Annotated in this window: 17 protein-coding genes, 2 tRNA genes and 3 rRNA genes; 19 read left to right on the top strand and 3 right to left on the bottom strand. The window is 46.8% G+C overall.

From position 1 onward, the window contains the following. The first annotated feature begins 4 nt into the window (after positions 1-4). The 9 genes from ACLVWR_RS02855 (at position 5) to ACLVWR_RS02815 (ending at position 8,164) form a co-directional block, all read left to right on the top strand. Positions 5-748 carry an ABC transporter ATP-binding protein gene (locus ACLVWR_RS02855; protein ID WP_340596241.1) on the top strand — a complete coding sequence of 248 codons (744 nt, stop codon included), beginning with the start codon at positions 5-7 and terminating at the stop codon, positions 746-748. Beyond that, the gene (locus ACLVWR_RS02850) at positions 741-1,511 is read left to right on the top strand and encodes an ABC transporter permease (protein ID WP_340596242.1); all 771 of its coding nucleotides are present in this window, start codon (positions 741-743) and stop codon (positions 1,509-1,511) included. Before ACLVWR_RS02855 ends, ACLVWR_RS02850 begins: the two co-directional genes overlap by 8 nt. Beyond that, on the top strand, positions 1,504-2,295 hold the full coding sequence (locus ACLVWR_RS02845; protein ID WP_413582436.1) for a prepilin peptidase: 792 nt from the start codon (positions 1,504-1,506) through the stop codon (positions 2,293-2,295). The genes ACLVWR_RS02850 and ACLVWR_RS02845 overlap by 8 nt, the downstream gene beginning before the upstream one ends. Before the next feature lie 127 nt (positions 2,296-2,422). Then, on the top strand, positions 2,423-3,478 hold the full coding sequence (pilM, locus tag ACLVWR_RS02840; protein WP_340596244.1) for a type IV pilus assembly protein PilM: 1,056 nt from the start codon (positions 2,423-2,425) through the stop codon (positions 3,476-3,478). Further along, positions 3,475-4,083 carry a PilN domain-containing protein gene (locus ACLVWR_RS02835; RefSeq protein ID WP_413582435.1) on the top strand — a complete coding sequence of 203 codons (609 nt, stop codon included), beginning with the start codon at positions 3,475-3,477 and terminating at the stop codon, positions 4,081-4,083. The genes pilM and ACLVWR_RS02835 overlap by 4 nt, the downstream gene beginning before the upstream one ends. Continuing rightward, entirely contained in the window at positions 4,080-4,670 is a 591-nt protein-coding gene (gene pilO / locus ACLVWR_RS02830; protein WP_413582434.1) for a type 4a pilus biogenesis protein PilO, read from the top strand. The genes ACLVWR_RS02835 and pilO overlap by 4 nt, the downstream gene beginning before the upstream one ends. Then, positions 4,667-5,386: a pilus assembly protein PilP gene (locus ACLVWR_RS02825; RefSeq protein WP_413582433.1), complete on the top strand. Its 720-nt coding sequence runs from the start codon at positions 4,667-4,669 to the stop codon at positions 5,384-5,386. The genes pilO and ACLVWR_RS02825 overlap by 4 nt, the downstream gene beginning before the upstream one ends. 20 nt (positions 5,387-5,406) lie before the next feature. Continuing rightward, complete coding sequence (pilQ, locus tag ACLVWR_RS02820; protein WP_413582432.1) at positions 5,407-7,590, top strand: type IV pilus secretin PilQ; 2,184 nt, start codon at positions 5,407-5,409, stop codon at positions 7,588-7,590. A gap of 10 nt (positions 7,591-7,600) precedes the next feature. After that, positions 7,601-8,164, top strand: coding sequence for a hypothetical protein (locus ACLVWR_RS02815; protein WP_413582431.1), 564 nt, complete (start codon positions 7,601-7,603; stop codon positions 8,162-8,164). A 61-nt stretch (positions 8,165-8,225) separates the two neighbouring features. On the opposite strand, the gene ACLVWR_RS02810 is transcribed toward ACLVWR_RS02815, so the two are convergent. Further along, a complete protein-coding gene (locus tag ACLVWR_RS02810; protein ID WP_413582430.1) occupies positions 8,226-8,474 on the bottom strand; it encodes a hypothetical protein in 249 nt (82 codons plus the stop codon). Between the two features lie 54 nt (positions 8,475-8,528). On the opposite strand from ACLVWR_RS02810, the gene ACLVWR_RS02805 reads away from it, so the two are divergent. Next, positions 8,529-9,848, top strand: a complete 1,320-nt coding sequence (locus ACLVWR_RS02805) for a replication-associated recombination protein A (protein WP_413582429.1) — start codon at positions 8,529-8,531, stop codon at positions 9,846-9,848. A 242-nt stretch (positions 9,849-10,090) separates the two neighbouring features. Here the strand turns inward: ACLVWR_RS02805 and ACLVWR_RS02800 are convergent, their stop codons facing one another. After that, the gene (locus ACLVWR_RS02800; protein WP_413582428.1) at positions 10,091-10,396 is read right to left on the bottom strand and encodes a cupin domain-containing protein; all 306 of its coding nucleotides are present in this window, start codon (positions 10,394-10,396) and stop codon (positions 10,091-10,093) included. A 219-nt stretch (positions 10,397-10,615) separates the two neighbouring features. Here ACLVWR_RS02800 and ACLVWR_RS02795 point away from each other — a divergent pair, with 219 nt between their 5' ends. The 6 genes from ACLVWR_RS02795 to rrf all read left to right on the top strand — a co-directional run bounded on the left by ACLVWR_RS02795 (position 10,616) and on the right by rrf (position 16,797). Further along, positions 10,616-11,131, top strand: a complete 516-nt coding sequence (locus ACLVWR_RS02795; protein WP_340596253.1) for a hypothetical protein — start codon at positions 10,616-10,618, stop codon at positions 11,129-11,131. A 154-nt stretch (positions 11,132-11,285) separates the two neighbouring features. Then, positions 11,286-11,361, top strand: a tRNA-Ala gene (locus ACLVWR_RS02790). 257 nt (positions 11,362-11,618) lie between these two features. Further along, a 16S ribosomal RNA gene (locus tag ACLVWR_RS02785) occupies positions 11,619-13,132 on the top strand. A gap of 155 nt (positions 13,133-13,287) precedes the next feature. After that, a tRNA-Ile gene (locus tag ACLVWR_RS02780) sits at positions 13,288-13,364 on the top strand. A gap of 123 nt (positions 13,365-13,487) precedes the next feature. Continuing rightward, a 23S ribosomal RNA gene (locus ACLVWR_RS02775) occupies positions 13,488-16,428 on the top strand. A gap of 252 nt (positions 16,429-16,680) precedes the next feature. Beyond that, positions 16,681-16,797: ribosomal RNA gene (gene rrf, locus ACLVWR_RS02770) — 5S ribosomal RNA — on the top strand. The 16S, 23S and 5S rRNA genes sit together here with 2 tRNA genes alongside, the layout of an rRNA operon. Before the next feature lie 121 nt (positions 16,798-16,918). Here the strand turns inward: rrf and ACLVWR_RS02765 are convergent. Next, positions 16,919-17,497, bottom strand: a complete 579-nt coding sequence (locus tag ACLVWR_RS02765) for a hypothetical protein (RefSeq protein WP_413582427.1) — start codon at positions 17,495-17,497, stop codon at positions 16,919-16,921. Positions 17,498-17,813: 316 nt separating this feature from the next. On the opposite strand from ACLVWR_RS02765, the gene ACLVWR_RS02760 reads away from it, so the two are divergent. From ACLVWR_RS02760 to ACLVWR_RS02750, 3 genes are all read left to right on the top strand, one after another. Then, positions 17,814-18,959, top strand: coding sequence for a hypothetical protein (locus ACLVWR_RS02760; protein ID WP_413582426.1), 1,146 nt, complete (start codon positions 17,814-17,816; stop codon positions 18,957-18,959). A gap of 269 nt (positions 18,960-19,228) precedes the next feature. Then, on the top strand, positions 19,229-19,924 hold the full coding sequence (locus ACLVWR_RS02755; RefSeq protein WP_413582425.1) for a FliG C-terminal domain-containing protein: 696 nt from the start codon (positions 19,229-19,231) through the stop codon (positions 19,922-19,924). Between the two features lie 151 nt (positions 19,925-20,075). After that, complete coding sequence (locus ACLVWR_RS02750) at positions 20,076-21,803, top strand: alpha/beta hydrolase family protein (RefSeq protein WP_413582424.1); 1,728 nt, start codon at positions 20,076-20,078, stop codon at positions 21,801-21,803. Positions 21,804-21,837: the final 34 nt, after the last annotated feature.

Here is a 21,837-nt window from a genome sequence, read left to right as displayed (position 1 = left end):
ATCAATGTCAGTACTTCTTGTTGAAAATTTAAATAAGACTTTCAAGGGCGGGCTTTTCGAAAAAGATCGCCACGTATTGCAAAATGTTTCCTTTCAACTTCCAGAAGGTCAGACGACCGGTTTTGTCGGAAGTAACGGAGCAGGAAAAACCACCACCATTAAATGCATCTTCGACTTTATTCGTCCCGACAGCGGACGAATTGACTTCTTTGGTGCCCCTTTAAGCAGTGAATCCAAAACTCGTATCGGGTATTTGCCCGAGCGCCCTTATTTGTATGAGTTTTTGACGGGGATGGAATTCTTGCGACTTCATTGGAATCTTTGTTATGGTCTGACTCAAAAAGACTTTATCGAAAGAGCCCACGAAGCCCTAAAAAAAGTGGACTTGTTTGATGCCCGTGACCGCAGATTGCGTACCTACTCCAAAGGGATGCTGCAAAGAGCGGGGATCGCACAGGCTATTCTGACCCGTCCGGATCTTTTGATTTTGGATGAGCCCATGTCGGGCTTGGATCCCGATGGCCGTGCTTTAGTGAAGGATATTCTGCGCGAAGAGCAAAAGCGCGGGGTCACCCTTTTCTTCAGCAGTCATTTACTTCAGGACATGGAGGAATTGTGTTCCCGTCTTGTGGTGGTGAATAAAGGCAAAATTATCTATGAAGGGGCTCTTCCTCAGTTTATGGCGGAGTTTCAAAGCTTGGAAAAAGCCTTCCAGGTGCTTAAGAATCGTGAGGCTGGCAATGTCTAAGGTATGGACTCTGGCAAAGACGACTTTGCGTGAAATGTTGCGTGAAAAGATCTTCTTCGTGGTTATTGTCATTGCTGTTTTGATGATTGCACTGAGCTTCCTGTTGGGGGCGCTTTCATTTGCTGAACAAATTAAAATCATGGCGGATTTTGGTTTCCTGGGTGTGCAGTTGGCCCTTTTGGGGATAGCCCTTTTTTCGGGCTCGTACATCATCGCCAAAGAGGTTGAAAAGCAAACTTGCCTGCTGATTTTGTCCCGTCCAGTGACTCGCAATCAGTTTATTCTGGGCAAATTGTTCGGGGTTTTGGCACTGAATACGATTCTACTGGGGATCCTGGCTCTAATTTTATCGGTGTTGCTGGGGATTTGGAAAACGCCGGAACAATTCATAGGTTTTGCTGAAATCTGTTTAAGCTTATGGTTTGAAAGCTCGGTGATTTTGGCTTTTGTGATGTGGTTCAGCCTTGTCGTGCGTCCTGTATTGGCATTGTGCGCGGGGATTGTTCTGTTCTTATTGGGACATTGGTTGGGAGATTTGGCTTTCTTTGCTGCAAAAAGCAAGGAACCCATGTTCACTCAGATAGTTGAAGGACTTCACTGGATTGTACCTAATCTTTACCGCATGAATTGGAAGTCGGCGTACTATCTGCAAAGCGGGTTGCCGGCGAAAGATGTTATGTGGATGGTAGCCCATATGACGGGTTGGTTCGTTATCTATGTCCTTTTGACAAACTTCTGTTTCAGGAGAAAAGACATTGTCTAGTTTGGATACCTTCTATTATATCGTTTTCTTCGTTTTTGGTGCTTTGCTAGGCAGCTTTGGAAATGTCGTTATTTATCGTCTGCCTCGCGAGGAAAGTGTCGTTAAGCCACGCAGCTATTGCTACAGCTGCAAAACGCAGATCGCATGGTATGACAATATTCCGATCTTTAGCTGGTTTTTCCTTCGTGGGAAATGCCGTAAATGCGGTGCCAAGTTCTCTTTCCGCTATCCGTTGGTGGAAATCATCATGGGCGTACTATTTGCGCTTTGTTATCACTATGCAGGTATTTCCTGGTCACTGATTGAATATCTATTGTTTGTTTTCGGTTTGGTGATTTGTACATTTATTGATCTGGATCATATGATTTTGCCGGATGAGTTCACACTTTCCGGTATCGTGATTGGTTTGGTCGGGGCCGCATTGAATCCTCAACGTGAATTCCTGGATGCACTATTTGGTGTGTTGATGGGCGGGGGATTTTTGTGGGGCATGGCTTACCTATATTGGATCTTCACCAAACAGGAAGGTATGGGGGGCGGAGACATCAAACTCCTGGCTTGGATCGGTGCCATCGTTGGATGGCAGGCCATTCCGTTTGTGATTATGTCATCGGCCATCATCGGAAGTGTTGTTGGTATCGTTGCCGCCAGAAAACAAAAAGCAGGACTAAAGACTGTAATTCCGTTCGGACCTTACCTCGCCCTAGGTGCGATCTTGTATTTGTTTGGCGGCCAGACGATAGCATTGTGGTACCTGGACCTTTTTCTTCCTGGATTAAGCTAAAGTCGCTAGACCCCTGGTTTGACATTCCATTCCCAAGCAGAAATAATTTACTATGTTAGACCTGCGTCTAAAGACGTAAGTCTTTAAAAAGACATCGAAGTGGTTCAACTGGGGAAGCAGCTAAAGAATGTTTTTTAAATCGAAAAAAGTAATCGGACTCGACATCGGTACGAGTTCCATTAAATTAGCCGAAATGGACGTGAGTGGAAAGGGAGCCCAGCTGCTCTCCTTTGGTATCGTTCCCACTCCTCCAAGTTCTGTTTCTGGCGGCGAAATAGTTGATATCGCATCAGTTGGTATAGCTATTCAGAATCTGATCAACGAAGTTAAATCCAAGCGAAAAAACATTGCCACTGCCATGTGGGGAACTGCGGTTATCGTCAAGAAAATCACAATTCCAAAAATGGACAAGAAGTTGGTCAAGGATCAAATTCGCTTCGAGGCCGAGCAATACATTCCGTTTGATATCAATAATATCAGCTTGGCCCATCACATTCTTCCGACCAGCGTTTCTCCGGATACAATGGATATTCTGTTGATTGCCGCCCAAAATGAATTGGTGACCCAGTACACACAAGTCATCGAATTCAGTGCATTGAAATGCTCTATTCTGGATGTCAGCGGCTTTGCGCTGGCTAACTCCTTTGAGGCGAATTACGGAAAATTCACCGGCGAAGTTATCGGTATTTTGAACTTTGGTGCTTCGATCACGAACTTCGTTGTGCTTCAGTACGGTGAAATTATTTTCTGTCGTGATATTCCGGTTGGTGGCGCCAACTATACAAATGAAATTCACAAAGCGATGGGTGTCACAGTGGGCGAGGCGGAAGCATTGAAGCTCAGTGCCGTATCGCGTCGTGATGTTCCTGATGATGTGCACAGTGTGATCAGCGCCACCAACGAAGCTGTCACCGAGGAAATTCGCAGCAGTTTGGATTTCCTGAGTGCAACCACAAATGGTCTGACTTTGAATCGTTGTTTCTATACAGGCGGCAGTTCTCAAACCTCCGGCTTGGTTGAAACGATCACGCGTGTGACTGGTATTCCAATGGAGCCATTCAATCCGTTTGCCAAAATCAAGGCCAATCCCAAGAAGTTCTCCCCAGAGTATCTGGCGCAGATCCGCAACTTTGCTGGTGTTGTAACCGGATTGGCGCTTCGTCAGGAAGGGGATGGCACGTGATTAAAATTAATCTGGCCTCTCCTGCAGTAGGGACGAATGCGGCACTTGGTTCCCAATTTGGCGATGGTGATGGGGGTGAAATCCTTATTACCGATGAAACCCGCAAGGAAGCCATCAAGAGATTGGTGGTTGCGCTAATTCCGGTTATTGGTCTCTATGTATATCAAGAACAGCATATTCCCCAGCTGCAAGCGCAGTTGACGACTATGCAAACCACTCTCCGAGAGCTTGAAGAATACAATGCCAAGCAGGCTGCCTCCGTGGCAGAGATCAAAAAGTTCAAGGAAGACGAAGCCATCATCGAGGCGCGTATCTCTGCACTTGATAAAATCTCCAGAGATCGTTATCGCGAAATTCGCGTCATGGATCTATTGCAGCAGGTAATTCCAGAAAAAGCATGGCTGACCCAAGTGAACTTGAATCCGGAAAAAATGAATGTCCAGGGATTGGGTCTGAGTGATTTTGAAGTATCGCAGTTTTTGGAAGCTTTGACGAAGTCGGTTTTCCTGATGGATGTGAATTTGGTCAGTTCCACGGAAGTAACTGTGGATGGAATGATTTTAAAGAAATTTGAAATCAGCGCGGTTTTGGAGAGAGCACAATGAATAAGTTCTTCGAAACACTTGCCACATATACCTACGGGAAGGCTTTTGGTTTAGGCATTCTGCTTTGTGCAGCATTTTACTTCACTTTGTATGACGACGGTTCCGCGCTTCAGGCGCAGATTGCCGGTATTCAGCAGCAGGTGCAGGAGCAGGAAGCCAAAAAGAAAGACACTGACGCCACTTTGAAACAAGTTAATGAAATGCGTGAAAAGCTGGGGCGCCTCAGTCAGCAATATCAGGAGATTTCACGTCGACTGCCGACGGTGTTATTTTCCATTGATATCAATAAGGCCATTGACGGTTTTGCGCGCGGCGCGGGTGTCAGTGTTAAAATCAAAAAGCCAACGGAAAATATCAAACGCGAAGTCGTTGAAGAAGTTCCTGTGGACGTGACCCTGGAGGGCAGCTACGCACAGCTGGCGCAATTTGTATCACTCGTGTCCTCCTCGGAGCGTATGGCACGCGTGAAGAACATTGTAATTACAGAACAGTCGGATGCAGATCCGACCAAGAAGTTGAAATTTGAAGGTCAGGTTGTGGGTTATAAACTCGCTCCTGAAAAAGAGAAAACGGAGACGGCGCAGTGAAATCAGTAAGATGGATGATGTCTTACATTATAGTTGCTGCATTGGGGCTTTGGCTGGCATTCGCTGTCAGCGCAAAGTTCATGTCTCCGGCATACTCTCAAGAGCAGCCTCCTATGGAGCAGCCACCGGGGCCTCCGGCCGCAGGGCCTAACAACGGAGACTTGCCTCCTGAGTTTATGAATGAAGTAAATCAGGCTCCGCCAGGCGGAGCACCGCCACCGGCTCCTCCACCAAATGTGCCGCCTGCCAATACGCAAACGGCACCGCCGGCAATTCCGGCACCAGCTCCAGCTGACTTCCCTCAGGAGCCGATGCCAATGGGTGATGCGGTAACTGCACCGGCAGCTCCTTCAATTGGGGATATGCTGTCAAAAGACAGTTATGTATATGATCCAAATGGCAAGCGCGATCCGTTCAAGCCGTTTAGAGTTATTAAAGTCAGCCGCAAAGAAGTTCCCGTGGATCAGTTGGAGCCTTTGCAGCGCTGGGATTTGGACAGATTGCAGATCATCGGTATATTGTGGGACGTAAGAACCCCACGTGCGATGGTTCGCGATCCAGATGGCGGTGTATTTACAGTAGTTAAGAATTCAAAAATGGGCCGAAATGATGGATATATTTCGGCTATCCGTGAAGGCGAGATTGTCGTTATCGAAACACGTTACGATGAAGACAAGCCAATTAAAGAATCTCGCATCATGGAGTTTAAAAAATAATCTCTTTAAGGGAGGTACTAATGAACGGATTCATTAGACTAATGATCGTCTCTGCATTGATTGCATCTCTTACCTCGTGTGCAAGCCGCCCACCACAGGACGATCTGCTATTGGATGATGGCCTTGATTCCTCTGCAAACGCGGAGTTAAGCCTGGATGATATTTCCGATGAACCTGTCGCTGAAGCTGACCCGGGAGCTGCTGCTCCGGCGGACTCAGGCTCCACAGACGAATTTGCTGATTTCGAAAACGACAGCGCACCAGCTCAGCCGTCAGAGCAGGCTCAGGGTGGAAATCTTGAAGACGAATTCAATATGGCTGAAGGTGATGCGCCGGCAGCGGCCCCAGCGGAACAAGCTCCTGCGCAAGCGGATGCAGGTCCGGTGGAGATGCCACCTATCGAGGAAATGGCTCCTCCAGCAGAACCAGAGATCGCGGATATGCCAGAGCAGCCAGCTGTTCCAGCACCAGAGCCGGAAATTTCTCAGGAACCAGTTGCATCACCAGTTGCGGATAATCAGGCAAAACCTGCGACCATCACGGACCTGCAATTTAAATCCAATGAAAATGGCGGGACAGTTGTAGTTCAGGCAAATCGTCCTTTAAACTTTACGACTCGTACAAATCCTGATTTGCACCAATATATAGTCGAAGTTGAAAATGCCATTCTTCCGGATCGTCTGAAGCGTTCGTTGAATACCAAGGACATTCGTGGTGCGGTGGGCGCAATTGATGCTTATCAAAACCCAGGATCCACAACAGCACGCTTTGTGATTCAATTGCGTGAAGGTGTCTCTGAACCCGCAGTACAGAACGAAGGGAACTCTCTTCTGATCGTTGCAGCAGGTACAGCGGCCACTAACGTTGCTGCTGATTCTTCGGCGGGAGAGATGGAAGGTCAAGCTGCCGGATCTGAAACTAAAATTCTGCCAAATCAAAACCTGACAGAATTCCTGACGGGTAATACGCAGTTTTACGGTAAAAAAATCTCCATCGAAACCAGCAACATGGATATTCGCGATGCTTTGAATCTGATCACAGAGGAAAGCGGCGTGAACATGGTCATTGCTGAAGAGGTTCGTGGTAGCGTCAGTTTGAAACTGCGCCAGGTGCCTTGGGATCAGGCTTTGGTAGTACTTATGAGAGCACGTAAACTTGGATATACACGCCAAGGCAACGTACTAAGAATCGCTCCTTTGGTTGATTTGCGCTCCGAGGAAGACGATGCGAACAAACTGGCTTTGGCTCGTAAAAATCTGGAGCCATTAAAAGTTCGTATGTTCTCTATCAGTTACGCAAAAGTCGATGACCTTGAAAAGAAGCTCAAAGACTTCTTGGGCGAGCGTGGTAAAGTCGTAGGCGACCCACGAACAAGTTCATTGGTTGTGACCGATATCGCAGAAAACATTGACCGCGCAGCGAAGTTGATCCACAGCCTGGATACACAGCCGCCGCAAGTCTTGATTGAAGGTAAAATCGTCGAAGCTTCTGAGCGTTTCATGCGCTCGATCGGTGTCAGCTGGAACGTCTCCGGTCAGTCGATCAATCTGGGCAATACTCAGCGTGGTCCGGTGACGATGAATCCACGATTCAATATCAATCCGACGAATGCTCCGACAGGTGCATTCAACTTCAACGTGGATGTTGGTACTCTGGATATTTTCGGAAGCATCTCAGCGGCATTATCATTGTCTGAAACTGAACAGAAGGTTAAGACGTTGTCCTCTCCGCGCATCCTGACAATGTCCAATGAGACAGCGTACATTAGTCAGACGACAGAAGTACCGGTCAAGCAAACGACGATCACAGGCAACTCCCAGCAGGATACGTATCAATTTAAGCCATTGGCACTGCGTTTAGATGTTACTCCTCAGGTAACGGTGGACGGATCTGTTATGATGAAAGTTAAAGTGGCTCGTCAAACCCGTGGTGCGACAGAGGGTGACGGGGCATTCTCGACCGATGCTCGTGAGGCAGATACACGCGTACTGGTTAAAAATGGTCAGACCGCAGTTATCGGGGGTATCTATACGAGTGATGCCACTGATGGTGAAACAGGTGTTCCTTGGTTCCGTGAAATTCCGTACTTAGGCAACCTGTTCAAAATGAAGTCTGTTAACAAGGAGAAGAGAGAGCTTTTGGTGTTCCTGACTCCGCGAGTGACAACTCCGGCAATAACACCAGGCAACTCTGACCAAATGTAAGGAGGGGTATATGAAGCTGATCAGTCTGACTCTAATTTCGATCGCGATAGCCAGCCTTACTTCGTGTGGTGGCTCTGAACAGAGTGTTGAAGTCTCGACTTCAACTGCCGTAAGATGGACGGTTCCTTCTAAAGGCTTTTCTTGTTACGCAAATAAAACGGCACAGGAAACAAACTCCACTGCGACCAGTGATGTTGACGAAGCGTATTTTTCAATTTCAAAGCTGAATATAACATCAGCCGATAGTTCGCGAGATACCGTAATAAGTTTGGTGAATGTTATTTATACTCCACCAAATGGTTCTGAAATTGTTTGCGACTTTGGTGCCGAGGAGCTGGCGGCGTTGAATTCCACTTGGTGGGCAGATGCCAATAAAGAGGCAAGAATTCCTGCCGGGTCAACCAGTTGGTCGACGGATTGTCCGATACGCTGCGGTGGCATCAGCATCAATATCAAAAGCTTTACTGCCAGTGGGGTTATTAAAGTTTATGGATATACGGTGGATCCAAATGACGAAGATGACCAGCAGGGTTTTTCAACGACGACATATTTTACTTACGGATCGCAGTACTAGTTAGTTGCTGAATCAGTATTAATAAAACGGCTTCGACAGAATTGTTGAAGCCGTTTTTCTTTTATTTAACACATGAAAAGCCAGGAGCACTATTGCTGACATTTGCTACGGAATAGCAAACGGCTCCCGAAGCGTCCTTAATTTGTACCAATTGACTGGTAACTCCGCGAGGACTGGTTATTTCAATAAGTTCCACCATCGAGCCATCCGTAAATGTGGTTGTCGCTTTGCTTTGATATCCACCATTTGCCGCAATGCCCGCAGTAGCAGCTAAAACGATGAATAATACGAAATAGACAAGTTTCTTCATAAATTACTCCTCATCTAGGTGATTTCGGCGGCCAAATGATCTATAGATTCCTCCATGGACCTATTTTCAGCCTCATCAGCATCTCTATCAACTTCTCCTCTGTCCGAAATTCTTCGTCCAAAAAACCTGGATGAGATCATCGGTCAGGAAAAGACCATTGGAGTACAGTCTAAACTGGGGCAAATGCTTCGCAAAGGCTATCTGCCAAGTCTCATAATCTGGGGGCCTCCAGGTACGGGAAAAACGACCTTTGCTTTAGCCCTCAGCCAGCACTTCAAGGCGCATTTTGAAAACATCAATGCAACCGAGGCTGGCACGAAGGCATTGCGTGAAATCGGTGAAGCCGGTCGAGATCGTCGTTTGCAGTACCAGCAAAAGACAATTTTGTTCGTGGACGAGATCCATCGCTTTAATAAAGGCCAGCAGGACGTCCTTCTGCCGTTTGTGGAAAAGGGCGACCTGGTATTGGTGGGCGCTACCACTGAAAATCCCAGCTATGAATTGAATCGTGCCCTATTAAGCCGTTGCCGAGTGGTTGTCTTTGAACGCCTCAGTGAGGGAAACTTAAAGCACATAGTAAAGCGTGCTGAAGAACAGTATGCTAAACCGCTGACTCAGGTTTTGCAGCCCGAAGCTATTGAAAACCTTCTACAGTTCTCGGATGGGGATGCCCGTCGATTGATTAACAGTCTCGAGATTTTGTACAGTTTCATGAAGGACGGGGAGGAATCTCCACTTTCGACAAATGACATGCGAGAGCTGCTTCAGCAAAACCCTATCGGTTACGATAAAAACTCCGAGATGCATTACGATGTTATTTCGGCGTTCATTAAAAGCATCCGTGGAAGCGATCCTGACGCCGCAGTTTACTATCTGGCTCGAATGCTGGAGGGTGGAGAAGATCCGGTCTTTATCGCTCGCAGACTGATTATACTGGCGTCTGAAGATATCAGTAACGCCGACCCTCGCGCTATTTCAGTGGCGATTGCAGGTCTACAGGCGGTCGAGGCTATCGGAATGCCAGAGGGGGCCATCACGCTTTCTCAAGTGGCCACTTATCTGGCGTCCTGTCCAAAATCAAACGCTTCCTATCTGGCTCTTCACAAGGCTCGCGCCTTGGTTGAAACCACAAAAACCCTGCCAGTGCCGCTGCACCTTCGTTCTTCGAAAACCGCATTGGCCAAGGATCTGGGCTATGGGAAAGACTATAAATATCCCCACGATTATCCGACGGGCTGGACAGAACAAAGCTATCTTCCTGAGGAACTCAAAGGCGAAAAGCTTTACGAACCTACTAGTCATGGGTTTGAGAAGAATATTCGCGAATATCTAGCCTGGATGAAACAGCGCCGCTCCGAAAACAAGGAGTCCTAGGTTCGGCACTTCGCCTCAGCCTCAGCAGGCTCGGAATGGTTGCTCCAAGACACGCCATCCGGGCTCACCGTGGCCCGCCCAAGGGGCGGGTGCGCGCATCGTGCGCCCACGGAGGTCTTTGCGCATCCATTCCGAGCCCGCCGGGTCTGAGTCGAAGAGCCTCGAGGTGTTTTTGTTTTGAGGGCTTTAAAAAGAAAAAGGGGACTTGCGTCCCCTTGCTTCTATTTTCGATTGTCGATTTTCTATATTGCTCTTTGGGCGCAGACGCAGAGGCATTCTTCGGTGCCTTGGGATGTGTGCGTGTGCTTGGTGTTGGCAGGGATTTCTACGCGGTCGCCGGGGCGTAGTACGAATTGGTTGCCGGAGATGTTGAATAGCATTTCGCCGGAGACGATGATGCGTACTTCTGCAAAGGGGTGGCGGTGGTCAGGGATTTTTGTTTGAGGGGCATAGACCTCGTCAAATGGCTCCAGGCCTTCTGCTTCCAGAATCATGTGTACTTGTGATTTGCTCGGCACCAAAGGTGCTTGCCAGCGGGTGATGATCATAATTAGCCTCTTTCAACTCGTGGTTACTATCTCAAATCGGAACATGAACTACAAGTCACACCGCGATTGACTCGCCTTGAAACACCTTCCCGAGGGAAAAATCAAATTGCTACAGGATAAGAGACTGGTTTCTAAATAATTGAATTATTCGACGTTAAGTCCCTTCTTAGGATGTCGATACCTTTATGGTAAGGAAAGGCCCAGTTAGGGGAGGGTATTTTGAGCAATTCTAAATCAAAGTCGACACACGCGGAACTTGATCACATCTTGAATTTTGTCGATTCCTCAAAAGGGCTTCGCGCGAAAATGAATGATACTGGCAGAGTGCAGTTGCGCCAGGATCTGGATGGAAAATTATTTACGTTTAGCTCCCAGGATATCAATGAAGTCCTGCATAGAGCAGACTCTGAAGGTAAGGCTTTCTTGCAGGTAAACTTCAAGAATGGCGCTAAGATCTTGTTAACTGAAACATTGATTGGTTTTAAGCCGATTGAAACTTTGGGTCTGGATATGTCCAGAATCCCTAAAGTGGTTACAACTCCCGACTTGGTGAGTGTGTTTGAGGCGATTGAAGAGTCTTTGGGGGCCGATAACGGCAACGATACAGAGACCGAGATCCTCAAAAAGGTCTATTTGGCGATTATTAGCGGCGGCGAAAAGGTCGGCTTCGATCTAGCGGCTGAACGTAGGTGGTTAAACCGACTTCTTGCGTCTAAACTAAAAGCCTGCGCCTAATAATCAGTAATAACAGACACTTAAATTAGATTTTTGATGAAAACGAGGCTCCCGCCTCGTTTATTTATTAGGCAGAATTCTGCTACTCATTAAAAATTCGAAAAAAAGCTATTGACCTTTTTCGGGGTCTGGGCGAAAACCAGTCCCACTTTGAGGGGGTATAGCTCAGCTGGGAGAGCGTCTGATTTGCATTCAGAAGGCCGCAGGTTCGATCCCTGTTACCTCCACCAAACTTCCTTTTTTAGGACTTTCGTCGAAATGATGAAAAAATAAAAAAGTGATTGACGAGGACAAAATACAGAGTAATATCTGTTCCTCGCGCTGCTGAAAAGCAGTGAATTTTAAGTTTCGCTCTTTGAAAACTGAATAGCTAGAAGAAATAGATTTTTGGGCTCTTAGTTGAACAAGCAATTGTTCAACACAATTTCAAAAAAAATATTCGAACAAACAACAAGCGAAAGCTAGTAGTTTGCAAGATTCAGAATTTAAACTGGAGAGTTTGATTCTGGCTCAGAACAAACGCTGGCGGCGTGCCTAATACATGCAAGTCGAACGGGGAAAGCTTTCGGGTGAGTACTAGTGGCGCACGGGTGAGTAACGCGTGGATAATCTGCCTTAGAGTGGGGGATAACGAATCGAAAGATTCGCTAATACCGCATAAGACCACAAGAACTGCGGTTCAAGGGGTCAAAGGTTTTTCGCTCTAAGATGAGTCCGCGTAAGATTAGCTAGTTGGTGAGGTAATGGCTCACCAAGGCGACGATCTTTAACTGGTCTGAGAGGATGATCAGTCACACTGGAACTGAGACACGGTCCAGACTCCTACGGGAGGCAGCAGTAGGGAATATTGCACAATGGAGGAAACTCTGATGCAGCGACGCCGCGTGAGTGATGAAGGCCTTCGGGTCGTAAAGCTCTGTCGCAGGGGAATAAAAAAATGAATGTACCCTGCAAGAAAGGATCGGCTAACTTCGTGCCAGCAGCCGCGGTAAGACGAGGGATCCTAGCGTTGTTCGGAATTATTGGGCGTAAAGCGGGTGTAGGTGGCTATGTAAGTCAGGTGTGAAAGCCTAGGGCTCAACCCTAGAAGTGCATCTGATACTGCGTAGCTTGAGTGGTAGAGAGGATAGTAGAATTCTTGGTGTAGTGGTAAAATACGTAGATATCAAGAGGAATACCGGTGGCGAAGGCGGCTATCTGGCTACACACTGACACTCAGACCCGAAAGCGTGGGGATCAAACAGGATTAGATACCCTGGTAGTCCACGCTATAAACGATGGATACTTGTTGTTGGAGGTATTGACCCCTTCAGTGACGAAGCTAACGCGTTAAGTATCCCGCCTGGGGAGTACGGTCGCAAGATTAAAACTCAAAGAAATTGACGGGGGCCCGCACAAGCGGTGGAGCATGTGGTTTAATTCGATGCAACGCGAAGAACCTTACCTAGGCTTGACATATATTGGAATATTGGCGGAAACGCCGTAGCTCGCAAGAGCCGATATACAGGTGCTGCATGGCTGTCGTCAGCTCGTGTCGTGAGATGTTGGGTTAAGTCCCGCAACGAGCGCAACCCCTGCATTTAGTTGCCAGCATTAAGTTGGGCACTCTAGATGGACTGCCGGTGTTAAACCGGAGGAAGGTGGGGATGACGTCAAGTCCTCATGGCCCTTATGCCTAGGGCTACACACGTGCTACAATGGTAGTCACAAACTGAAGCGAAGTCGCGAGATGGAGCTAATCGGAGAAAAGCTATCTAAGTTCAGATTGGTCTCTGCAACTCGAGACCATGAAGTTGGAATCGCTAGTAATCGCGGATCAGAATGCCGCGGTGAATACGTTCCCGGGCCTTGTACACACCGCCCGTCACACCATGAAAGTTGGTTGTACCAGAAGTCGCTGCGCTAACCGCAAGGAGGCAGGCGCCCAAGGTATGGTCGATGATTGGGGTGAAGTCGTAACAAGGTAGCCGTAGGGGAACCTGCGGCTGGATCACCTCCTTTCTAAGGATTATGGTGATCGGCATTTCAAGCTTGTCTTGAAAAAAGCAATCACAATCTTAGGTCAACGCTCCTCTTCCCGAGGAAGCGTGAGTCCCAAAAATCTTTTCTAGCTGTTTAGTTTTGAAAGAGTGAAAACTCTTAATCGCATCTAACATGGGCCAGTAGCTCAGTTGGTTAGAGCACACGCTTGATAAGCGTGGGGTCGGAAGTTCGAGTCTTCCCTGGCCCACCAACTTTCAACAAATTGAGTTGGTCTGTTAGAGGTGAATGAGAGATTTTTACGCTTGAACGATTTTCGTTCTTTGACAATTGAATAGATTGATTTAGTTGATTTTTAGCGAGGTTAGTTCCATTTTTTAAAGCTACAAAGGGCTTACGGTGGATGCCTTGGCACTAAGAAGCGATGAAGGACGTGGTAAGCTGCGATAAGCTTCGGGTAGTGGCACACACACTTTGACCCGGAGATTTCCGAATGGGGAAACCCACCATTTTATGGTATCATTCACTGAATACATAGGTGTCTGAAGCGAACGAGGGGAAGTGAAACATCTCAGTACCCTCAGGAAGAGAAATCAATTCCGAGATTCCCCTAGTAGTGGCGAGCGAACGGGGAACAGCCTAAACCTTAATCATTTATTTGATTGAGGGGTCGTGGGACCGCGATGTGGGACCGGAGAGTATAGAACAACAGTCTGGAAAGTCTGGCAAGATAGGGTGATAGCCCCGTGTTCGAAATGCTCAATGGCTCTAGCGGCATCCCGAGTACCACAAAACACGTGAAATTTTGTGGGAATCTGTGAGGACCACCTCATAAGGCTAAATATTCCTTAGTGACCGATAGTGAACAAGTACCGTGAGGGAAAGGTGAAAAGAACCCCGAGAGGGGAGTGAAATAGAAACTGAAACCGTAAGCTTACAAGCAGTTAGAGCCCCTTACGTGGGTGATAGCGTACCTTTTGCATAATGAGTCAGCGAGTTATGTTTGCAAGCGAGATTAAGCCGTTGAAGGTGTAGTCGTAGCGAAAGCGAGTCTGAATAGGGCGTTTAGTTTGCAGGCATAGACCCGAAACCCGGTGATCTAATCATGGACAGGTTGAAGCGAGGGTAACACCTCGTGGAGGACCGAACAAGTTGAGGTTGAAAACTCTTTTGATGATCTGTGATTAGGGGTGAAAGGCCAATCAAACTGGGTGATAGCTGGTTCTCCCCGAAATATATTTAGGTATAGCGTTGAGTAAAAAGTATCGTGGAGGTAGAGCACTGAATGGGCTAGGGGTCTTTACCGGATTACCAAACCCAAATAAACTCCGAATGCCACAGATATGTTCCTCAGCAGGCAGACGCAGGGTGATAAGGTCATGCGTCGAGAGGGAAAGAGCCCAGACCAACAGCTAAGGTCCCTAAATGCACGCTCAGTGGAGAACGTTGTGGAGTTACTTTGACAACTAGGAGGTTGGCTTAGAAGCAGCAATCCTTTAAAGAAAGCGTAATAGCTCACTAGTCTAGTGACTCTGCGCGGAAGATACAACGGGGCTAAGCGTGTTACCGAAGCTTTGGATTAAGATATTTTATATTTTAGTGGTAGGGGAGCGTTCTAGCGTAGGATGAAGGTTGACCGGTAGGACAGCTGGACGAACTAGAAGTGATCATGCTGACATAAGTAGCGTTGAACTCGGGTGAAAAACCCGGGCGCCGAAAACTCAAGGATTCCTGGGTAAAGATAATCTTCCCAGGGTTAGTCGAGTCCTAAGATGAGGCCAAGTGGCGTAATCGATGGCAAAACGGTTAATATTCCGTTACCTAGCAAATTGTGTTTAAGGAATGACGGTATAGGCTATCTCAGCCTCTTATTGGATTGAGGTGTAAGCGTGTAGGTGGTGTCGTAGGCAAATCCGCGGCACATAACACTGAGGCGTGAATGCGAGAATCTTTGATTCGGAAGTGAGAAAAGCCATGTATCCAAGAAAAGTTTCGTAAATTTAGATTTGTTAGCTCGTACCGTAAACCGACTCAGGTGAGTGGGGTGAATATCCTAAGGCGATGGGGTGAATTTTGGTCAAGGAACTCGGCAACTTAACACCGTAACTTCGGGAAAAGGTGTGCCCGCGAGAGTGTAAGGATTTACTCCCCAAGCTTTTTCGGGTCGCAGAGAAATGGGAGTAGCGACTGTTTATCAAAAACACAGGTATGTGCAAAGTCTCAAGACGAAGTATACATACTGACGCCTGCCCGGTGCTGGAAGGTTAAGAGGATTAGTTAGCGCAAGCGAAGCTGAGAATCGAAGCCCCAGTAAACGGCGGCCGTAACTATAACGGTCCTAAGGTAGCGAAATTCCTTGTCGGGTAAGTTCCGACCTGCACGAATGGCGTAACGACTTCTCCGGTGTCTCGACCAAATGCCTCGCGAAATTGAATTCTCGGTGAAAATGCCGAGTACCCGCAGAAAGACGGAAAGACCCCGTGAACCTTTACTGTAGCTTGGCAGTGATTTTAGAGTTGGCATGTGTAGGATAGGTGGGAGACTTTGAAGCAGGGGCGCTAGCCCTTGTGGAGTCAACCTTGAAATACCACCCTTGGCACCTTTGAAATCTAACCTGCTGCTCTTTACGAGCAGAGGGACACTGTCTGGTGGGCAGTTTGACTGGGGCGGTCGCCTCCCAAAAAGTAACGGAGGCGCGCGATGGTCCCCTCAGCCTGATTGGAAACCAGGCGTCGAGTGCATTGGCATAAGGGGGCTTGACTGCGAGACCTACAAGTCGAGCAGGTGCGAAAGCAGGCCAAAGTGATCCGGTGGTCCCGCGTGGAAGGGCCATCGCTCAACGGATAAAAGGTACTCCGGGGATAACAGGCTTATTCCATCCAAGAGTCCATATCGACGATGGAGTTTGGCACCTCGATGTCGGCTCATCACATCCTGGGGCTGGAGCAGGTCCCAAGGGTTTAGCTGTTCGCTAATTAAAGTGGTACGCGAGCTGGGTTCAGAACGTCGTGAGACAGTTTGGTCCTTATCTTCTGTGGGCGCATGAAATTTGAGTAGACCTGTCCTTAGTACGAGAGGACCGGGATGGACGAACCTCTGGTGTTCCTGTTGTTCTGCCAAGAGCAATGCAGGGTAGCTATGTTCGGAACTGATAACCGCTGAAAGCATCTAAGCGGGAAGCAGACTACAAGATAAGATTTCACTGGGGCTTCGGCCCCCTAAAGACTCCTCGGAGACTACGAGGTTGATAGGCGGAAGGTGTAAGTACAGTAATGTATTCAGCTGATCCGTACTAATAGGTCGTGAGGCTTTTTTAAAAAATATTCTTCTAACTTTAAGTTACGAAGATTTCGTCTCAGTGACTTCTCTTAAATGAGAACGAGAGACTAGCTCTCTGAATAAGTAAGAGAGTTAAAACTTGGAACTAACAACGACTCGCTAAAAATCAATTAAATCAATCATTCAGTTGTCTGAAATAGAAAGTAACTTCTCCATTTGTATTGGAAGTAAGTTGCAAAGAAGAACGACGAAGTATAAACGTACTTCATCTTTGTTTTAATAAACGCTTTGCTGGTGTTTATAGCAGAGGGGCCACACCTGATCCCATTCCGAACTCAGAAGTTAAGTCCTCTTGCGGCGATGGTATTGCATGGGCGACCATGTGGGAGAGTAGCACGACGCCAGCTCTTTTTTACTTGAAACCCGGTCTGGAAACAGATCGGGTTTTTTTATGTTTTTTTAAAAACAACAATTAGTTTATTTGGTGATGACTGCAGTTTTTGAGTGATCTGCAGTAGGCATTTGACGCTATTTTTTCTCAGTAGCTGTTGGTGTCGGAGTCGGGGTTTGAGGCTGAGCAGGTGCTGTGTTTGCCGTTGGTGATGGCGTAGCTTGCTGTTGCTGCTGCTTTGGATTTTCTGCTGGAATTGTTTGTCTGTTGAGCGTGCTCATTAAGTACGTTCGACCAATTTCATAGATCTTATTCTTGCTCTTAATTTCCTTCAGGCTCATTTGCAGGATGATTCCGGGATCTTTTTCGTCAGGGAGATCCAGAACTTCGACTTCTAAATAGTAGTTTCCTTCTTTCACTCTTTGAAGAGAGAGTTTTTCGCTGCCTAGTAGGGTGCGTGCAAGATCAGATCTTACCAGGTATTCTATAGTTGCGATGGAGTTCCACTCTTTGGGCAATTGGTTGGTGCGCTTTAGACCGTCAATATCGTCATTAATCAACTTTACTAACTGCTGTGCGGGAGTGAGTTGGATGCAGGCCTCTTGGGATTTGGATCCTACTTTGATGAAGTTTGCACTGGGGTTGTCTTGAACGATTAAAAAAGCCAGAACGCCGGCTGCAAGTATCACTAGGGTGCCAATCAGTTTGTAGATCATAATGCTTCCTTCGCCAGGGATTCCTTCGATATTGGGAACTGCCTCTATATTATTGGAAAGAAATTGGATGGGCTCAAAGTCCTTTTGGCAAGGAGCCGAAAATCGCTCCTTCGGGCTAGGCTCCTTCGAAACGCTAAATTGCTGAAATTGCACATGAAAGGGCGCCCTAATGGGGCTTCTGTCAAAGATATTGACGCTCTGGATGCTGCGGGTGGAATCTGGTGAAATCTTAAATAGCGCATAATTTCAGATATTTAGTGGTGATTGGCAATTCTGGCACTGAGATTGGATATATCCAGGTGAGAGAGGTGTGCCTATGAAAACACTTACTAAATTAACAGCGCTAGCATTTGTTGCTGGATTCTACGTGGGATGCTCCCCGGTTAAGTTCGGAGTGAGTAGCGCTGTATGTAATGCCGACACGGATTGCGTCGTTCAAAACAATAAATTGGCTTACACCTATCAAGTCACTGCGGGCTCTGGAAAAGTCGACATCCTGATTGTGAACGACAACTCAGCCTCAATGTCTTTCGAGCAAAAGAGACTGGCTCCGCGTTTTGCTAACTTCATTCAAAATCTGGATTCTGCAAAAGTTGATTATCGTATTGCGATTACCACGACTGATATCAGTGGTGGTGCCCACTCTATGAGTGGTCAGTTGGTTTCGTTTGGTGATGGCTCCAAATATGTAACTCCAACCAATGCCAACAGATTGTCCTTGTTCAATGCCGCTATTCAAAGAACTGAAACAAAAAACTGCGAAAACTTTGTAGCGAACTATCTAAGAAACAACGGATTTGGTTCCATCAACACTCAAGCATATGTAAATGCTTACAATGCAAATTGCCCATCGGGTGATGAGCGCGGTATTTACGCTGCGAATATGGTGGTTCAGAAGAATCCAAGCAGCTTCATTCGTTCCGATGCTCACTTGTCGATTATCTTTTTGTCTGACGAGGATGAAAGAAGCGGCAAGTACTCCGATGGCTCATATCCTTTGGCAAGCTTGGATCAACCGGCTTCATTGCCAAGATCCGTTCAATCATATCTGGGCGATATCAAGTACAGCTCACTCTCCATTCACGCGATCGTTGTGAAGGATACAAGCTGCCTTGCTCAACAAAATGCGCAGGTATTGGGTGATAATCCAAACCAGGATACAAAAGGCTTATTCCCAGGCTCTATTGGTTCAGCTTACCTTTCATTCACGAATGTCAGCCGTCCATGGGGTGTTGCTGCGGATATCTGCTCTGCTGATTACACAGGTCAGTTGGGGACGATCCAAACCTCTATTCAATCCAAGATCAAAGACATCCTGTTGAACTGTTCAAATCCTGAAGACTTGACGGCAAAAGTAGGTGGAACAAATGTGGCTCATTCTGTATCAGGAAATATCCTGACTCTAAGCCAGACTCTTGCTTCAGGCACTTCAGTCACCTTGTCTTACAAGTGCGGATTGTAGACGAACGGTGATCTGAACCTAAAATTAAAAAATATTTTAAAGGCAAAGCTCAACAAGCTTTGCCTTTTTCATTTTGAAACGTTTTGTGTGGGAAATTGAACTGTCATGAGACGCTGGCGAATAAAAGTTTAATTTAGCGAAAATGTTTTAGACAATAGAGGGGTTGCGGAAGGTGAGGACGCTTTCAAGATCCTAAAAATGTATGAGCCTAGACCAAATTACGTGGTCTTAATCCTTTAGTCTTGAAAGTGGTATCCGATATAACAAATATGGGAATGCTAGACAGATACAAAAAAAAGGGCGGCTTTTATCAATTGCTACAGTTGTTGGAAACATCACCAACAGCTAAAAGAGAGCAATTTCTAACTCTAATTGCAGGTGAGAATCCAGTTTGGGAAGAAGCACTTCGCAAAAGAATTCTGACTATCGCCAGAGTTTATAGTTGGGAAGGCCAGTACTTGGTCGAGATCTTCTCTCGCGTGCAGCCGACTACATTGGCATATGCTCTTCATGGCAATCCGCAGGAGCAAGTTGATAACTTGCTTAGCTGCTTGCCTCCGATCTCGAAAAGAAAGATCACCGATTTGATGGCCGAGGCCGCTCCAACTCCTGCAGAAAAGGGAACTTGTGTCTCTAAAATGCTGACTGAGGTGCGTGGTTTTATTGGTCAGGGGATCATTCGCCTTGAGAAAGTGGATCCGGAACTTCATATTCCAGAAAATATCGAAGAAATACTGAATACAACGTCATTCAATATTGGATCTGCTCCGCTGACTGATGCAGCAAAAAAAGATGCAAAGCCAAATATCGTTGGTGAATCAGATGGCGCACCTTCTGCAGGTGTGAATCAAGAAGCTGAGTTTTTGAAACGCAAAGTGAATCAATTATCTTCAGAGGTAAATGCCTTGAAGCATGAGAACACTGTTTTGAAAGACAAACTCGCGCAGATTAAAAAGATCGCTTAGTTGAATCATGCCCGACGTTCGTCGGGTTTCAATTTGAGTATTAACTCCACAGGTTTCCTGTTTTCGTCAACCGATTAGACAAACAGGGAACTGCCATTAATCCAGTTGCCTTAAGTCCGATAAGCCATTTGAAGCACGTGAGGTGTACTAAATGGTTTTTCTTAGAACCGCAATTATCGCATTATCTTTCGTCGTGTTGGGCACTGAAGCCCTGGCGCAAGTCTCGATAATCAACGAGGAACAGAATGATTCTGATTTCTTGTTGGAACTGACAAAGGCCCTGGATCCGAATTCGGTTTCGGTCATGGGTGTTTTTGATAAGGTTCCGAAAGCAGAGAACAACAAGGACATTGCGCCTGGTTGTGATCCCAAGTTTTTTGAGGACAAGCTGCTGTCAGCACAACGCAGTCCTCATGAATACGCAAAGTTAGTTAAACAGTATATTCAAACCTGTCAGAGTGAGTTGGCTCATAAATCCCCAAAGGGATTGTTGAGTCTGGCCAAGATGGCATTGGATGACTACAAGTTTCTAAAGCATCCGCAGGTCAAAACGATCAAAATTCCACTGTCGAATGGAGTCATTGTTCCTGCGATCGTGGGACTTAAGCAGGACCCTCGTCCGCGTCCTTTGGTGATCATGAAATGCGGAGTTTTCTGTGGGGCGGATCAAAACGCGTTCATGAAAACCTTCATGATCCAGTTGTTTGATCTCACTCCTTATAATGTGGTGTTGTTGGCGAATCAAACTGGTTTGGACTATTTGAAAATCAATGGGCACTTTTCCCTGGGTGGGTGGAGTGAAGGCTATGAGTCTCTTCTTGCCGGCAAGTGGTTGCGTGAGCAATGGGAGTACAAAGACCGTATCTCCAGCATGCACTTGATGGGGATGAGTCTTGGTGGAAATGCCGCGGTTTATGGGGCTGCATTCAACGATATTTACCCAACATTCAATGGTCATAAGGTATTTAACTCAGCGACAGCGATCTGTCCTGTAGTGTCTTTAAAGCCAACCCTTGAAAATCTATATAATGATAATTTGGTCGGACCGGTATTTAACATGATGTCTCGTGCCCAATTTCGTGCCGCAAGAAAGCATCTGACCGACATCCCGGATATGGTGGCGGAAGAGCGCTTGCCAGGCAGAAAGCACATGCCTTCCTATTTGGGGGAAATGGCAGTCACTTCCATGCAAAGACGTGGCGTCGCGAGCACGTCGCAAACGGAATTCTTTTTCAACAATAACTTTTGGAACATTCCGCATAAGTTGCAAACTCCGCTAATGGTTTTCGGTTCCAAGGATGACAACGTCGTTAGCAACAAATTGAACACCCAGGTGTTTGAATTTGACGAGCATTATGAAAAGGCTGCCAATGTCGGTGTCATTAATGTGAGTTATGGCAATCACTGTGCCTTCTCGGCGGCATATGGTTATCAGTTGGCGGCGATGGTCTTAAGAGGCTTTGTGATGACTCACAGCCCGGAGTTTTCGGATTTCTATAAAAGATCTGAGATGGCCTGGAAGTTTGGATTTAGTAAGATTCCCAATGTCTATCAGCATATTGGGCAATCCTGGAAGTTTGAAGCCAACTCCGATCAGGTGGCAGTGACCTTTAAGATGTTTAATTCAGTGGCAAATAAAAGCTGCTATTACAAGAATCCCTACAGTGACTCATCCTCGGGGTGTGTGACCTCTCGTAAAATAATGGTTCCAGTTTCAGGTCTGAAAGCATTGGGTGCCCGTATGCCAGTGAACGACGTGGAAGCTCAGGCCTTGACCAGACAGTTTAATTCGAAGGTTGAGTTTGTGAGTGGCGGTAAGCCCTTGAATGGCACGAGTAACTCCAGTTTCAATCTAAGCTGGCGTCCTTTGTTTGAATAAAAAAGTGCAGCTCCTTTAAGAGCTGCACTGATTT

This window comes from Bdellovibrio sp. HCB288 (genome assembly GCF_047305935.1).
Lineage (GTDB): Bacteria > Bdellovibrionota > Bdellovibrionia > Bdellovibrionales > Bdellovibrionaceae > Bdellovibrio.
This window is presented reverse-complemented; position numbering and strand designations above follow the sequence as displayed.

Coding starts and splice junctions, on each gene's coding strand:
- ACLVWR_RS02855 (WP_340596241.1), top strand. CDS start 5: ATGTCAGTACTTCTTGTTGAAAATTTAAATAAGACTTTCAAGGGCGGG.
- ACLVWR_RS02850 (WP_340596242.1), top strand. CDS start 741: ATGTCTAAGGTATGGACTCTGGCAAAGACGACTTTGCGTGAAATGTTG.
- pilM (WP_340596244.1), top strand. CDS start 2,423: ATGTTTTTTAAATCGAAAAAAGTAATCGGACTCGACATCGGTACGAGT.
- pilO (WP_413582434.1), top strand. CDS start 4,080: ATGAATAAGTTCTTCGAAACACTTGCCACATATACCTACGGGAAGGCT.
- pilQ (WP_413582432.1), top strand. CDS start 5,407: ATGAACGGATTCATTAGACTAATGATCGTCTCTGCATTGATTGCATCT.
- ACLVWR_RS02815 (WP_413582431.1), top strand. CDS start 7,601: ATGAAGCTGATCAGTCTGACTCTAATTTCGATCGCGATAGCCAGCCTT.
- ACLVWR_RS02810 (WP_413582430.1), bottom strand. CDS start 8,474: ATGAAGAAACTTGTCTATTTCGTATTATTCATCGTTTTAGCTGCTACT.
- ACLVWR_RS02805 (WP_413582429.1), top strand. CDS start 8,529: ATGGACCTATTTTCAGCCTCATCAGCATCTCTATCAACTTCTCCTCTG.
- ACLVWR_RS02800 (WP_413582428.1), bottom strand. CDS start 10,396: ATGATCATCACCCGCTGGCAAGCACCTTTGGTGCCGAGCAAATCACAA.
- ACLVWR_RS02765 (WP_413582427.1), bottom strand. CDS start 17,497: ATGATCTACAAACTGATTGGCACCCTAGTGATACTTGCAGCCGGCGTT.
- ACLVWR_RS02760 (WP_413582426.1), top strand. CDS start 17,814: ATGAAAACACTTACTAAATTAACAGCGCTAGCATTTGTTGCTGGATTC.
- ACLVWR_RS02755 (WP_413582425.1), top strand. CDS start 19,229: ATGGGAATGCTAGACAGATACAAAAAAAAGGGCGGCTTTTATCAATTG.
- ACLVWR_RS02750 (WP_413582424.1), top strand. CDS start 20,076: ATGGTTTTTCTTAGAACCGCAATTATCGCATTATCTTTCGTCGTGTTG.